Origin of the sequence: Aeribacillus pallidus (assembly GCF_050478865.1) — a bacterium.
In the GTDB taxonomy this organism is placed as follows: Bacteria; Bacillota; Bacilli; order Bacillales; family JACDOC01; genus JACDOC01.
Map to the genome: position 1 here is coordinate 18,842 of NZ_JBCNBW010000064.1, position 15,400 is coordinate 34,241.

The following is a 15,400-nucleotide window of genomic DNA, read 5'->3' on the forward strand; positions in this document are numbered from 1 at the left end:
AATTTTGAAGGAAGCGGACAGATTCAATTATTCATAAAATTAAATCTTCAAAAAAATTAATAATCATGTAAAATAAAGTTAAAAGTGCTAATAGGATATTTGATATTCATTCACTAATCGAAAATAATCCGCAGCAAGTTTATATTTTCTCTTTTTGTAAAAATAATTCCCTAATTCAGTTAGTAGAAATGTTCTTTTTTTATGCTCATTTATTTTTTCGATGTATGGCAAATAGTTAGTAGTTACAAAATCGATATATGCTTCTTCAAATGTTCCTTTATCGGGTTGTTGAAGGTAATTCATTCGTTTCAAACGGTATTCAATTTCAATTTCCATTTCTTGAATAGCATGATGATGTCTTAATTGTTGTAAATAAGTATTTGCATCTTCAAAACGTTGTTGTTCAATATAAAGGTCAATTAAATATAAGGTTGTCCATATCCGTTGCTTATGATGTTCTTCACGGTATTGAATGCTTTCTTTAAACATCTTTTCAGCTTCTTGATACCACTTTTTTTCAAAATACATATATCCTAGATTGTGATAAACGCGGGCAAGAATATCGTCCATTTGTAAAGTAGTTGCCAAGTCTAAAATTTGTCGATATTCTTTTTCTGCAGCATGAAAGTTTTTCGTTCGTGCATAGTTGATTCCTAGAATCATTTTACAGTCAAGGCTTCGTAAATAATTCGTTGTTTCATCATATAGCTTTAAGGCAGTTTGGGCATAGTATACCGCCATAATACTATTTTGAAGAAAACTATACGCCATTGCTAAGTGAAAATATAAATTGCCGTATTTAATCCCTTGTTTCACTAATGTTTTTTCTACGGCTAATAAAAATGAAAGACCTTTTTCGTACTGTTGATCGATACATAAATGGACACCCCGAAAGTATTGAAACATAAGCTTTTGTTCTGTAGAAAGGTGTTCCTTATTATCCATGAGATTCGTCATGTAATAGTTAGCTTTATGAAAATTTCCAATCGTTAAATAAAAATAATACATTAAAAGGATATAGGATAAGTACAGCTCTGGTTCCAACTCGATAAAAGATTCAAAAGGTTTGATTTCATCTACTAGTTTTTTTGCTTTTTCAATTTGTCGACATTCAATAGCTTCATAGATTTGATCAAATAGCTCTTCTAATTCATCTGTTGGGAACTGATCAATATCGCTAGGACAGATATTCAATCGTTCACAAAGAAGAAGGAAAATTTCTTCATTTGGAACCACTTTTCCGGTTTCGATTTTACTTAAATACGTAACCGAGCAAATGCCTTCACATACTTTTTCTTGTGTCCAACCTAATTTTTTTCGTTTGTATCGTAAGTAGCCTCCTTTGGAAATATTGTGTTTAATATTAAGTAGTTTTAGCAAATTAAGAATACCTCCTATGAAAAGAGATAGAAATTTAATAATTTTCAGTAATATTATAAGATACTATTGTATAATAAATGAACTTTATAAAAATCCCCTAAACGACTTAGGAGTTTAGTCCTATGTTGTTTAGGGGAATTTTTTAATTTAACACATGTTCTTTAAACCAATTCTCGAAATATTCTTCGGTGTTGGAGCCTACTGTGCGAGCGACTTCTTGGCCGTTTTCATAATGGACGATAGTTGGGGTGTATTCAATGTTGTATTTGTTCCAACCTTGTTCAAATTCGAGTAAGTTGTATTGAACGAGGTCGACGCCTAATTCGTCCATAAGCGGCATTAAAATAGGCGTGGTTTCTTTACAATGCGGACAAATCGGGCTGTAAAAATAAACGGTGATGTCTTCGCCGTTATTTAATTTGGCTTCTAATTCTTCAGGTAAAATAATGTTTTGATAGTTCGGGTCGTCTAGTTGTTCCATCGTGGCTGGATCGAGATCGTCTTTTCCATACGGATTGCCTTCTGTTAATTGTTGTTGTTGCATTTTCGTTATAAAAGCAATCGCTCCAAATAGTGCAAAAATAATAACTAAGAAAATAACAACTTTTTTCAACGGTTTTCCTCCTCTTTTTTTAACGTACGATAGACAATGAAACTAGAAATAAAAATAATGATAAATCCAGTTAATGCTAAAAACGGAATCGTGATAAAGCCAAACCAGTTGATGTATGCACCCGTACAAGGAATTCTGCCGCAAGCAGGTGCCATTTCCGTTAGAAACGATACTTTTTGAATCGAATAATGGTAGAGGGAGATGCTCATCCCGATAGCTGATAGAACCATGCTATAGAACGAAATGGCATAATCTTTTTTTACGACGGCGATTCCTAAAATTACGGTAAGAGGGTACATCAACATTCGTTGATACCAACATAGCTCACACGGTTCGTATTGCATAATTTCTGAAAAATAGAGGCTCCCCAGCATCGCGATTACCGAAGCGCACCAGGCGATAAACAGGCTGGTTTCTTTTCGATTGGTTTGCATTTTTTTCAAATCCTTTCTTTTTTCTACGTCAAAATTATAGTATGGTAAAAGTAAGAAGTAAAATTAAAAGGTCATTCAAGATAAAAAGAATGAATATTTTTTTAACGAAAAATGCAAACGGTTGCACAAAAAATATAGCGAGGGGAGAAATGGTTGAATGAACAAACAATGGTGGAAGGAAACGGTCGTTTATCAAATTTATCCAAGAAGCTTTATGGATGGAAATGGAGACGGAATTGGGGACTTACAAGGAATTATTTCCAAGCTCGATTATTTAAAATGGTTAGGAATTGACGTCATTTGGTTATCGCCTGTGTATGATTCCCCTAATGATGATAATGGGTATGACATTCGCGATTATTATGCGATTATGAACGAATTCGGTACGATGGAAGATTGGGACGAAATGATTGATGAAATTCACAAGCGTAGCATGAAGCTTGTCATGGATTTAGTCGTGAATCATACGTCTGACGAACATCAATGGTTTGTCGAGTCTCGATCTTCGAAAGATAGCCCGTATCGCGATTATTACATCTGGCGTCCAGGGAAAAACGGAAAAGAACCGAACAACTGGGAGTCTATTTTTAGCGGGTCTGCATGGGAATACGATGAACAGACTGGCGAGTATTATTTACACCTGTTTTCGAAAAAACAACCGGATTTAAACTGGGAGAACGAAAAGGTTCGCGAAGAAGTATACAAGATGATGACCTTTTGGTTGGATAAAGGGGTCGACGGCTTCCGGATGGATGTAATCAACTTTATTTCAAAAGTACCGTCCTTACCAGATGCCCCGAATCCAGAAGGAAAAAAATATGTCTCCGGGGCCCAGTATTTTATCAACGGACCGCGTATTCACGAATTTTTACAAGAAATGCACGACCGTGTTCTTTCCCGTTATGATGTGATGACGGTTGGAGAAACGCCTGGGGTGACACCGGAAGAAGCCATCCTTTTTACAGGGGAAGACCGCAATGAATTGAATATGGTGTTCCAATTTGAACATATGGATGTGGATGCGGGACCTAATGGAAAATGGGATCTTGTTCCACTGGATTTAGTAAAGCTAAAACGCATTTTAGCGAATTGGCAAGTCTCTCTCCACGGAAAAGGATGGAATAGCCTATATTGGTGCAACCATGATCAGCCGCGCGTTGTCTCTCGTTTTGGCAATGATGAAGAATACCGCAAAGAATCAGCTAAATTATGGGGAACATTGCTTCATATGATGCAAGGAACTCCGTACATTTACCAAGGGGAAGAAATCGGTATGACCAACGTTCGCTTCCCATCCATCCAAGACTATAAAGATATTGAATCGCTAAATATGCATAAAGAAAAATTAGAGGAAGGGTGGACAGAAGAAGACATTTTGCATGCCATTCACGTAAAAGGTCGTGATAATGCCCGCACGCCGATGCAATGGGATGAGACGGAACATGGAGGATTTACAACAGGTACGCCATGGATTGGAGTGAACCCGAACTATCGAACCATTAACGTGAAAGAAGCAACGGAAGACTCGAATTCTGTTCTGCATTATTACCGCAAGCTCATTCAATTGCGAAAACAACATCCAATTGTCGTGTACGGATCGTTTGAATTGTTAGAAGAAAACGATGAACAGCTATTCGTTTATCGCCGTCGTTACGAAAACGAACATCTCCTAGTGATTGGGAACGTGTCGAATGATCAACTAGGCTACACCTACCCAGATGACGTTCCAGCAGAAAAAACTCTTTGGATTTCGAACTATCCAGTGAGCGAAGAACGAACTGGGGCTATTATGCTCCGACCATGGGAAGTTCGCGTCTACCATTGGGCTGAATAAAGGAAAAGGAAGACGAATCCCCATTTTAATTAGGAGGCTCGTCTTCCTTTTTTTGGCCCATCAAACCGTAGAAAAATAGATGAATCAACTGTTTCGTATGTTTGTCTCGTTGGTCTTCGCTGGAGAATAAGTGTGATTGTTTTGAAATGCCGTCGAATAATAGCTGAATATAAAAGAGAAGAAGTTCTGGAGAAAGATCATTGGAGATATATCCTTCTTTTTTTCCTTCTTCTAATAGTTCCATTAAATGAGGAATGGATTTTTCAGCAGCAAAGGTTTGGATGAGTTCCCGAACTGGCCCGGTTGTCATGAAAATCGATTGAATAAAAGAGGGACTTAGCTTTTTCGTTTCTTCAACTTTTGCTTCGACCATTTTCCCGATTTTTTCTTGAAAAGACAGATCGCTATTTTTTATCTTAAGAAATTGTTGTAATCTCGTTTCAAAATAATTGGATAACACATCGAGGAGTAAGTCTTCTTTACTGCCAAAATAGTTATAAATCGTCACTGGGGAGACGTTTGCTCGTTGGGCGATATCTTGAATGCTTACCTTTTGGACACCGAAATGGGAAAACAAATCTAAGGCCGCCTCACGTATTTGCTGCATTTTTAATTGTTTTCTCCGCTCAAATCCGTTCATAATTTCACCTCTTAGAACCATCATAAAGAATTTTATTCCGAGATTCAACGAGAGACGACATCTCTCAACACATTTCCTCTCATAGTTGTGATACAATGACGAAGGTTTCAAAATATGTCGGATTTACTCGAAACGTTTTAAAAGGAAATAACTGTTTCATGGGGAAATAAATAAGGGAGAGACTTCTTGTGAGGTGAAATCAATGTCATGGAAAACAGCATTTGAACGGTGGGATTCTTTTCCTCAGTTGGACAGCAACTTACGTCAGCAGCTAGATGAATTAAAAAAGGATGAAAAGTTACTTGAAGATGCGTTTTATAAGGAACTGGAATTCGGTACAGGGGGCATGCGTGGAGAAATCGGTGTAGGGACGAACCGAATGAACGTGTATACCATTCGAAAAGCCTCGCTCGGCCTGGCCAAATACATAGAAACGTTTGGGGAAGAAGCAAAAAAGCGTGGAGTTGTGATCGCTTATGATTCACGCCATCAATCGCCGGAATTTGCAATGGAAGCGGCGAAGACCCTAGCGACTCGCGGGATTCAAACATATGTGTTCGATGAACTACGTCCGACACCTGAATTATCGTTTGCCCTTCGTCATTTGCAAGCGTTTTCTGGTATCGTGATTACTGCAAGCCATAATCCGCCGGAGTATAACGGATTTAAAGTGTATGGAGAAGACGGGGCTCAGCTACCGCCAGAAGAAGCAGATAAGGTTATTGAAAAGGTAGCAGAGGTCGAAAACGAATTACTGATTAAGGTAGATGATGAAGCAACGTTAAAAGAAAAGGGGCTCATTCAAATCATCGGGGAAGACGTAGACACTGCGTTTATTGAAAAGCTCGTATCGATTTCAGAACAACCGAACCTGGCGGTGACCTCCGATATTCGGGTGGTGTTCACCCCGCTTCACGGAACAGCAAACAAGCCAGTCCGTCGTGCTCTTGAAGCCCTTGGATATAAACATGTAGTCGTTGTTAAAGAACAAGAGCTTCCAGATCCAAACTTTTCGACGGTAAAAGCGCCAAACCCAGAAGAACATGCGGCGTTTGAACTGGCCATTCGAGAAGGAAATCGCGTCGGTGCCGATGTCTTAATTGCAACTGATCCGGATGCGGACCGTCTTGGGGTCGCTGTAAAAAATCATGCCGGTGAATATGTAGTGTTAACAGGAAATCAAACGGGAGCCCTTTTAATGGACTACATTCTTTCACAAAAGAAAGAAAAAGGAACACTTCCAGCAAACGGAAAAGTGTTTAAAACGATTGTCACTTCTGAACTTGGACGAAAAGTAGCAGCTTACTATGGTATTCCGACCGAAGATGTGTTAACCGGTTTTAAATTTATCGGAGAAAAAATGAAACAATATGAAGAGTCTGGTGAACATACGTTTTTATTCGGTTATGAAGAAAGCTATGGGTACTTAATTGGCGATTTCGCTCGCGACAAAGACGCGGTTCAAGCAGCCATCATGGCCGTAGAAGTGTGTGCTCATTATAAAAAGCAAGGAAAAACGTTATATGATGCGCTTCTTGATTTGTATGAAAAACACGGCTACTACCGCGAAGGCTTAAAATCACTCACGTTAAAAGGAAAAGAAGGAGCCGAAGCAATTCAGTCCATTTTAGCCCAATTCCGAAACGAGCCGTTAAAACAGCTCGGTGGAATAAGCGTCGTTGCTTACGAAGACTATTTAACCCGTGAAAAAATTGATGTCCAAACGGGTCAAAAAGAACCTCTTCACCTACCAAAATCGAACGTATTGAAATATTTCCTTGAAGACGGTTCGTGGGTATGCTTACGTCCGTCCGGCACCGAACCGAAAGTGAAATTCTACTTTGGTGTTGTCGGCGAAACACTTGAAGCAAGCGACAACAAGCTAAATCAATATATGGATGAAATGATGGAGAAAATTGATCAAATGGTGAATGAGTTGGTGAAGTAAAGACTGTACGTCCTCCAGTAATTGGAGGGCGTTTTTAATGAATACGTATTGGCAGTGAGGTGGACGGAATGGAATACAAATGGATTGATCCAAATAGAAATATGGAAATGATGACGGGTGTTCTTTCCCTTTATGAAACGATATTTGGTGATTCTGCTGGTCTCTTAGAGCGAATGAAAACGAAATACAACCTACTTATACTCGTCGCAATTTATGAAGAAAAAGTGGTCGGCTTTAAAATGGGCTATGAATTGGAGAAGCATAAATTTTACAGCTGGCTTGGAGGAGTTGATCAAGAATATCGAAACAAAGGGATTGGTTCCACGCTAATGACGATGCAACATCAAATTTTGAAAGAACGTGGATACAAAATTGTCCAAACGAAAACAAAAAATAAATGGAAACAAATGCTCATACTGAACCTAAAGCATGGGTTTGACATTATCGGAACGTATACGGACAATAAGGGAGAATCAAAGATTATTTTAGAGAAAAAATTGAAATAAAATCCACTTTAAATTGTTAGAGAATATGTCGTCGACCACTAGTAGCGTCAAAACCCCAGGGGATCGACGACATTTTTATTATTAGTTAAAAATGAAAGTAATCCTGAGAAAAATGAAGGAAAACGAAGAAAATCTTTAACCCAAAACCCTTTCGGCTTTATTGAAAATGGAAAATAATCCAAGTATAATGGAATAAACATTTCCTAATATTTCAACACTTTTTGGGGTTTTTATCTTAACTATGAGGAATTGAAACTCATTTTTTCGACAAATTGAAGGCGTTCAATTTCCCCGTGTTTTTATCTTAACTATGAGGAATTGAAACGTTGCACTCGTCATACAGAAAAACGAGGGGTTTATTAGTTTTTATCTTAACTATGAGGAATTGAAACCCACTTGAAAGTTATAGTCAACACGAAGGACCTTCCGTTTTTATCTTAACTATGAGGAATTGAAACCAATTTCGTCAGCGTATTTTGTCGCGCATTCCGCACGTTTTTATCTTAACTATGAGGAATTGAAACCACCAATCAACCGTAATAGGTATGATATGGTCAACCGTTTTTATCTTAACTATGAGGAATTGAAACATAGTAGTCCTCTGCTCCACACTTCCCCACGTCACACGTTTTTATCTTAACTATGAGGAATTGAAACAGCGTTTGTTTGATTCCGTCTTTTACGCCACTAAAAGTTTTTATCTTAACTATGAGGAATTGAAACTCGACCGCTTTCATTTTCTACACTCCTTCTATCAAGGTTTTTATCTTAACTATGAGGAATTGAAACAAACATTCAATAATCCATCGTCTTCGAAAGAAAGGAGTTTTTATCTTAACTATTAGGAATTGAAACTATTAAACCGTCCACCAAACGCGCCGAGCCTTGCAAGGTTTTTATCTTAACTATTAGGAATTGAAACCTTGGAAAGCAAATAAACGTGGCACACGTCAATTCAAGTTTTTATCTTAACTATTAGGAATTGAAACAAGAAGGGTTGATACCAACACCAACTGACGAAATGTGTTTTTATCTTAACTATTAGGAATTGAAACTACCTATGGGGGACTTTTGGTGTTTGCTTGGGAATTTGTTTTTATCTTAACTATTAGGAATTGAAACAAAAATGGCTCTGATATAACGATTGAAGCATACACGGTTTTTATTTTAACTATTAGGAATTGAAACACGTTTGCGCCCTACGTTCTCTTTTCCTATCACCTTTTAGTTTTTATCTTAACTATTAGGAATTGAAACCCCCACAGCGTCGTTTTTTGCTGAAATTCTTCCGAACTCGTTTTTATCTTAACTATTAGGAATTGAAACTCAATACCAGTTCCCCCCAAATATGGACAAGCAATCAATAGTTTTTATCTTAACTATTAGGAATTGAAACTTGGAGGTTGAATAGGATGAAAAAAATTCTTGAACTGAGTTTTTATCTTAACTATTAGGAATTGTAACACATGATTGACGTAATATATCGGGTAAAACCCAGGACGTTTTTATCTTAACTATGAGGAATTGAAACGAGCCTGAGCTCAACTGGTACGAATACGAGCAAATTGTTTTTATCTTAACTATGAGGAATTGAAACCTCATAAGGCATAGGAATCTTGTAGCAGGTGAGTCGTTCTTATCTTACCTATGAGGATTGAAACATGTACTTGCAGGAGGTGTGTCGCAGACACCTCCATTAACATACTGCTTTTTTAGTCATTAACATGTAAAATACTTGTAGAACACAATTTTTTAAAGACGATGGACACGATGTCTTTTTTTTATTTTTGGGAGTATGGAATTAGCTATGCTCCCGATTTTTTTATTTAAAAGTTCCGATTTTTTTTAGGTGCTTTATGTAACCTCTTCTTCAAGTATCGTACCAAACCCGATGATGGATCCCGTATTTCTTGATTTTCGATTCACTCATACGGAATAATTAGCGAAAACTCCAACCACGAGCGTTGGCAAACAAATTAAATATATAAATGGGAAGGAAACACGTCAGAAATAAATATTTATCCCGAAAAGTAGAAAACGTAAACACAAAAAATTTTAACATTTTTTAATAATAAAATAATTTATACAAAAATATTGAAATATTTGTAAATACTGCTAAAATTTTATTGACTTATAAAAATTTTCATTTTCCTTTAAAGGATGTTCAGGCGGTGATTAAAAAAGGTAAATCGATATTTAAAAAAATATGAATTTAGTAGATTGGGGTGAGAATTTGATAGAAGCGGTTGCGCAGATAGGAAAGTTGTCATTGGAATGTGAGCAAAAGTCAACAGTCGATCAATTAATTGAAGACCCAGGATATCCTTATTCTCTAAATATCTTATTTACTGAGAAAAATGGTGAATTTTCTTGGGAAGGAACGGAGATTGAAGAAACCAGTGAGGATTTTAGACAATACCTTTTTAGAAATGGTTCATCCCGAGGAACGAACTATTCACCTACAGCACGGATTACCACATTATCCAACACATTTAACCAAAAGGTACTTGGTTGGTTTAAAAAGGCTCAACGAAGTAGCAATAGTACAAAAACATATTTTTCTGCTATTTATAAACTTCTTACGGATAAGCAAGATAGCATTTTAGCTGAGCTTGAAGACAAATTTACACAATTAAACGACCGAGCCATTTTATCCTTAAAGATTAATGGGCAATTCTTATATGATATTCCCGCATTTGTTGATGCGTTTTTGTTTCTTGTAAATGAAAAAGATTTAGAATTATCTGCATCTAATCAAATATGTTCTATATGTGGTCAAAGAAAAGATACAGTGATTGGAAAAATGTCGGTATTTCGCTTTTATACACTTGATAAACCAGGATTTGTTGCAGGTGGCTTTGATGAACAGCAAGCATGGCGTAATTATCCGGTGTGTCTTACCTGTAAAACATTTATTGAAGAAGGTAGGAGAATAATAGAGGAACGTCTACGTTTCAATTTCTATGGATTATCGTATTTGTTAGTTCCAAAATTTATTCTTCCACCAAATGTAGATGATGAAGATTATCAGTTAATTTTTGAGTTTCTTTATCGGCAGAATAAGGAAATTCGTTTACAACATAAGAAAGCACAATCATTTATGACAACTGAGGAAGATATTTTAGAAACTCTAGCAGATGTTAATAATACATTGGCGGTTCATTTAATATTTTTACAGAAAATTCAAAGTGCAGAACGGATCTTGCTATTGATTGAAGATGTATTACCGTCAAGGCTAAAAGAGCTATTTAAAGCGAAAATTTATGTTGAGCAATTATTATATTCAGAAGGAAATCACCCTTTCCATTTTGGATTTATACGAACCTTTTTTAACGGTTCTGTTGACAAATATTTTTTACATATTGTTGACAGCGTGTTTAAAGAGCGTTCGTTGCATTTTCCGTTTTTACTTAAATTTATGATGGAAGAAATTCGTAAAGATTTTTACGAAGCTGAATCTAATCCATCATTTTTTTATAAGGTGCGACAGGCAATTGCAGTTGTTCTTTTTTTAGAACAGTCGGGAGTACTAGAAAGGAAAGGAGGAAATGCAATGGGAAGCCGATTCGACTCCTTGTTTGAAGTATTTGGACAGCAAATGGATACGAATGAGAAAAAAGCCATCTTTTTGCTTGGTGCGTTGACACAAATGTTATTAGAGGTGCAGCAAACCAAGCGGAATAGTAAGCCGTTTTTAAAGCAGTTAATGAGCCTGAAAATGGACGAACGAACAATTAAAGGGTTACTTCCGAAAGTGATTAATAAGTTACAAGAGTATGATGCGTATCAGCGAAGCCATCAGCAATTGGCCGAAGAGATTTCGACTTTGTTTATGACGGCACAAAAAAAATGGAGAATATCTGTTGATGAGTTGAACTTTTATTTTGTTTGCGGTATGAACCTTGTTTCAAAGGTAAAAGACATTTTATTTGCTAAAGAGGAGGCGACGATCGATGCTAAATAATCGTTCTGAATTATTATTTTTGTATGATATCCAATGGGCCAATCCTAACGGCGACCCTGTTGATGAAAATAAACCGCGCATTGATGAAGAAACAGGAAAAAACATTGTGACTGATGTTCGCTTAAAACGAACGATTCGCGATTATTTACACGAATACTGTGGCCAGGAAATTTTTGTTCGTGAAATTGCTGATGAAAATGAGCATATTCAAGATGCGAAATTGCGTGCAGAAGACTTCTTAATTCAAAATGGTGAAAAAGTAGATAAATCAAAAGTATCGTTAGTCGAGATGAAATCGATCATCAATGAGCAAGTCTTGAACGATTGCATCGATGTTCGCCTTTTTGGTGTAACATTGCCTATTGAAAAAAGCAATAAAGAAAAAAGCTCCATCACTCATACAGGTCCTGTTCAATTTAAGATGGGTCAATCATTGCATGCAGTGAAACTTGAATATATAAAAGGTACAGGTGCGTTTGCTTCAGGAAGCAAGATGTCACAAAAAACATTCCGTGAAGAATATGTATTGCCATATTCTCTTATCTCGTTTTACGGTATTATCAATGAATCAGCTGCCAAGTATACACGTTTAACCGAAGAAGATATTCAATTTATGTTAGAAGCAATGTGGAATGGAACAAAAAGCCTCATTTCTCGCTCAAAAGCTGGACAAATCCCTCGATTGTTAATGAGAGTTGTATATAAAGAAAATCATTTCCAAATTGGCGAGTTAGATAAGTATGTATCTTTACATTCTGAAAAACTAGATGAAGAGATTCGTGACGTTAATGATTATGTATTAGATGTAACCGCGCTTGTCCAATTGCTAGAAAAGTATAAAGATAGAATTGAGCGGGTAGAATTAGTGCAAGATGAACGTTTAGTATGCAGTGAAAATCTATTTGAAAGTTTGACAAGCAAAGGGCTTACTGTAGAGAGAAAAGAATTTTAAGGGTGAAGCATATGAATGTACTAACTTTTGATATCAGTGCAGATTTTGGTCATTTTCGCAAAATTTATTCGACTTCTTCACCCCTAACCTATTCGATTATTCCACCAACCTCTTTTTATGGAATCATAGGCGCTATTATTGGATTAGAAAAAGAGGAGAACAAGTATTTACAATATATTAATCATGAAACAACCAAAGTAGCAATACAACTGATAAACTCTGTTAAAAAAATACGTCTCGGGTTGAATCATATTAACACAAAAGGGAATGTATGGATACCAAAACAAAGAAGAGAAGGAGCCCGTACACAAATTCGTACAGAGTTTTTACGTTTTCCACGATTTCGGTGCTATGTTCATTTGCGTAATGAGGAACTGTTTCAGCAACTGGTTTACTATGTAAAAGAACATAAGAACGTTTACACTGTATCCATGGGGTTAAGTGAGTGCATAGCCAATATCGAGTTTGTATCTCTAGAAACATTTAAGAATAGAACAGATAAGGAAGCTGTTGAGATTGTAACAGCAATCCCTGAGCGTTTGCTGCAAACATTGAAGATTGAAGCCGGAAAAGAATATTTAAAAGAACGGCTACCTATCGAAATGAACAGTGAACGGATTGTATCGAGTTATGATGAAGTATTATTCGAAGCAAACGGTCAACCGCTTATAGCTTCTGTTTCTTCATACTGGACAAATGAGCAAGGTAAAAATATTGTCTTTCTCAACTAGAAAAAGCACGTATGTTCACTCATACGTGCTTTGTTTACACATGGAGGGAATTTTATGAATGAATTATATTCACACCCTGACTATCCACTTCAACAGCATATTGACGGAGTACGTTTATTATCATCTTTATTTCTTAAAGAAAAAAAATTACCTCTTACCGATCAAAAATGGTTTCAAACATTGAATGAATACATTGCATTATTTCATGATATTGGAAAAGCTCATCGTTATTTTCAAGATTATATTCGTCAATTTGAAGCACCGCAGAAATTAAGAAGTCATGCGTTGCTTTCCGCTTTTTTACTAGCTCAATTTATGGCTCAAGGTGAGGAGATTGGACCGATTTGGAGATGGTTTGCGTTTTTAATTGTTAAACGCCACCATGGTAATTTAGATGATTGGTTAGAAGAGTTTAAGCAGTTTAGTGATGAAATGGAACAACAGCTGCTTAAACAAATTGAAGCAATTGACTTTGAACAATTAAATCAAGTTTATCAACCATTAATTCCTACATTATCAGAAAAACCATTTACAAAATCACAGTTTCAGCAGTGGATTCACGATATGTTTACACAAGGCCGTAAGATTCGCCGTGGCATTATGCAGTGGAATGATAGAAATGAGTCACTTGCGCCTTATGTCCAATTGTTATTTATGTTTTCTCTTCTTTTAGATGCCGATAAATCGGAAGCAGGGATTATGCAAAAGGAAACATGGTCGTTTTCGGATCGACTCCATCTCCCGACACAGATGATTCAAGTCTATAAAGAAAAACAACAATGGGAAAGCAATTCGATGAACGAACTGCGAGAGCAAGCATTTAGAGAAGTAGTAAACCATGAAATTGATTTAAGTAACCACTTTTATTCTTTGCAGTTGCCAACAGGAATGGGAAAAACTCTTGCTTCGTTTCAATTTGCATTAAATTTAAGAAAAGAGATTGAAAAGAAAAAAGGGGTTTGTTCCCGTATTATATATAGCTTGCCGTTTTTAAGCATTATTGACCAAACAAGCATAGTATTAACGAATGTCTTTCGAGCTAACGGGCTTTCTGTTGATCATCGCCTCTTTTTAGCGCATCATCATTTAGCGGAGATGAGCTACTCAGTAGAACGAGAGGAAGAACAGTATAACGTTGAATATGATGTTGCGAAGCTGCTTATAGAAGGATGGAATTCAGAAATCGTATTAACAACATTCGTACAGCTTTTTCATACAATCTTCACCAATAAAAATAAGGCGTTGCGAAAATTTCATCGCTTAGCCAATTCAATCATCATTATCGATGAAATTCAAGCGATTCCACATCGATATTGGTTAGTCGTAAAAGAAATGTTTGAGGTACTCGCGAAAGAGTTGAATTGTTACTTTTTATTTAGTTCTGCCACAACACCTGCTATTTTTGATCAGAATAAAATGATACAGCTTGTAAATCCAAATGATTATTTTCAAGCACTATCAAGAGTAGAACTGTTTCCGCATGTAGAAGAAAATTTAACGATTGAGTCGTTTGTAGACAGATTAGAACTAGATACGGAGAAGAGTTATTTATTTATTGTCAATACCATTGATTGTGCAAAAAAGCTGTATGAGCAATTATCAGAAATTGTTCATGAAGAAGAAATGACTTTTTTATCTACCCATATTCCGCCAAAGGAGAGATTACGTCGTATTGATGAAATTAAAAAAGGAACGTATCGGTTCGTTGTCAGTACGCAGCTAGTAGAAGCAGGTGTTGATATTGATTTCGACGTAGTTTATCGCGATCTTGCCCCTTTTGATTCCATTCACCAGGCGGCAGGAAGATGTAATCGGCACGGACAAAGAAGAGGGGAAGTGCACGTTATTTCATTAACTGATGGAAGGCGGAGATATGCAAGCTATATTTATGATTTAGTCCGCATCGATTTAACGCAGTCCATGTTAAAAAATTATGAGATGGTTGAAGAAAAAGAGTTTTTCCATTTAATAGAACAATATTTTCAACACTTAACAAGTAAAATGAGCAATCGGGAGTCTAAACAACTATTAAGAGGAATAAAAACCCTTTACTTTGATGGAGAAGCAACCAGTGAGCGCATACCTGTTTCACAGTTTTGTCTCATTGAATCAGGAGAAGACAAAGTCGATGTTTTCATTGAATTAAATGAGGAAGCAGCTGAATTATTTAGATGTTTTGAAGACATTATTCAAATAAAGAACCCTTTAGAACGGCAAAAAGCATTTGCGTCTATTAAAGCTTCTTTTTATCAATATATTATTTCTATTCCAAGAAAAGTAGATCATAAACCTCCAATAGTCCATGGTATTGGCTACGTCAATATTGATTCATTAAGTGATTTTTATGATGAAACTCTTGGATATAAAACAAAAAGTGAAGGTCTCATATGGTAGGTGT

At 36.4% G+C, this 15,400-nt stretch carries 11 protein-coding genes and 1 CRISPR repeat array; of the genes, 7 read left to right on the forward strand and 4 right to left on the reverse strand.

Features of this window, described 5'->3' with window-relative positions:
* Positions 1–87: 87 nt before the first annotated feature.
* The 3 genes from ABES52_RS13840 to ABES52_RS13850 all read right to left on the reverse strand — a co-directional run bounded on the left by ABES52_RS13840 (position 88) and on the right by ABES52_RS13850 (position 2,427).
* Positions 88–1,380: a helix-turn-helix domain-containing protein gene (locus ABES52_RS13840; protein ID WP_429651770.1), complete on the reverse strand. Its 1,293-nt coding sequence runs from the start codon at positions 1,378–1,380 to the stop codon at positions 88–90.
* Positions 1,381–1,522: 142 nt separating this feature from the next.
* Entirely contained in the window at positions 1,523–1,993 is a 471-nt protein-coding gene (locus ABES52_RS13845) for a thioredoxin family protein (RefSeq protein ID WP_429651771.1), read from the reverse strand.
* Positions 1,990–2,427 carry a disulfide oxidoreductase gene (locus ABES52_RS13850; protein WP_429651772.1) on the reverse strand — a complete coding sequence of 146 codons (438 nt, stop codon included), beginning with the start codon at positions 2,425–2,427 and terminating at the stop codon, positions 1,990–1,992. Before ABES52_RS13850 ends, ABES52_RS13845 begins: the two co-directional genes overlap by 4 nt.
* Before the next feature lie 157 nt (positions 2,428–2,584).
* On the opposite strand from ABES52_RS13850, the gene ABES52_RS13855 reads away from it, so the two are divergent.
* Complete coding sequence (locus ABES52_RS13855; RefSeq protein ID WP_429651773.1) at positions 2,585–4,261, forward strand: glycoside hydrolase family 13 protein; 1,677 nt, start codon at positions 2,585–2,587, stop codon at positions 4,259–4,261.
* Between the two features lie 25 nt (positions 4,262–4,286).
* Here the strand turns inward: ABES52_RS13855 and ABES52_RS13860 are convergent, their stop codons facing one another.
* Positions 4,287–4,901: a TetR/AcrR family transcriptional regulator gene (locus ABES52_RS13860; protein ID WP_429651774.1), complete on the reverse strand. Its 615-nt coding sequence runs from the start codon at positions 4,899–4,901 to the stop codon at positions 4,287–4,289.
* A gap of 202 nt (positions 4,902–5,103) precedes the next feature.
* Here ABES52_RS13860 and ABES52_RS13865 point away from each other — a divergent pair, with 202 nt between their 5' ends.
* From ABES52_RS13865 to cas3, 6 genes are all read left to right on the forward strand, one after another.
* Positions 5,104–6,849 (forward strand): phospho-sugar mutase, encoded by a 1,746-nt coding sequence (locus ABES52_RS13865; RefSeq protein ID WP_429651775.1) that lies wholly within the window; start codon positions 5,104–5,106, stop codon positions 6,847–6,849.
* A gap of 68 nt (positions 6,850–6,917) precedes the next feature.
* Positions 6,918–7,355: a GNAT family N-acetyltransferase gene (locus tag ABES52_RS13870; RefSeq protein WP_429651776.1), complete on the forward strand. Its 438-nt coding sequence runs from the start codon at positions 6,918–6,920 to the stop codon at positions 7,353–7,355.
* A gap of 226 nt (positions 7,356–7,581) precedes the next feature.
* Positions 7,582–8,952: direct repeats of the CRISPR family, unit length 30 nt; unit sequence GTTTTTATCTTAACTATGAGGAATTGAAAC.
* A gap of 672 nt (positions 8,953–9,624) precedes the next feature.
* Positions 9,625–11,319 (forward strand): TIGR02556 family CRISPR-associated protein, encoded by a 1,695-nt coding sequence (locus tag ABES52_RS13875; protein ID WP_429651777.1) that lies wholly within the window; start codon positions 9,625–9,627, stop codon positions 11,317–11,319.
* Positions 11,309–12,271 (forward strand): type I-B CRISPR-associated protein Cas7/Csh2, encoded by a 963-nt coding sequence (gene cas7b, locus ABES52_RS13880; protein ID WP_429651778.1) that lies wholly within the window; start codon positions 11,309–11,311, stop codon positions 12,269–12,271. The genes ABES52_RS13875 and cas7b overlap by 11 nt, the downstream gene beginning before the upstream one ends.
* Before the next feature lie 11 nt (positions 12,272–12,282).
* The gene (gene cas5b, locus ABES52_RS13885) at positions 12,283–13,002 is read left to right on the forward strand and encodes a type I-B CRISPR-associated protein Cas5b (RefSeq protein WP_429651779.1); all 720 of its coding nucleotides are present in this window, start codon (positions 12,283–12,285) and stop codon (positions 13,000–13,002) included.
* Between the two features lie 54 nt (positions 13,003–13,056).
* Positions 13,057–15,396: a CRISPR-associated helicase Cas3' gene (gene cas3, locus ABES52_RS13890; RefSeq protein WP_429651780.1), complete on the forward strand. Its 2,340-nt coding sequence runs from the start codon at positions 13,057–13,059 to the stop codon at positions 15,394–15,396.
* The last annotated feature ends 4 nt before the right edge of the window (positions 15,397–15,400 follow it).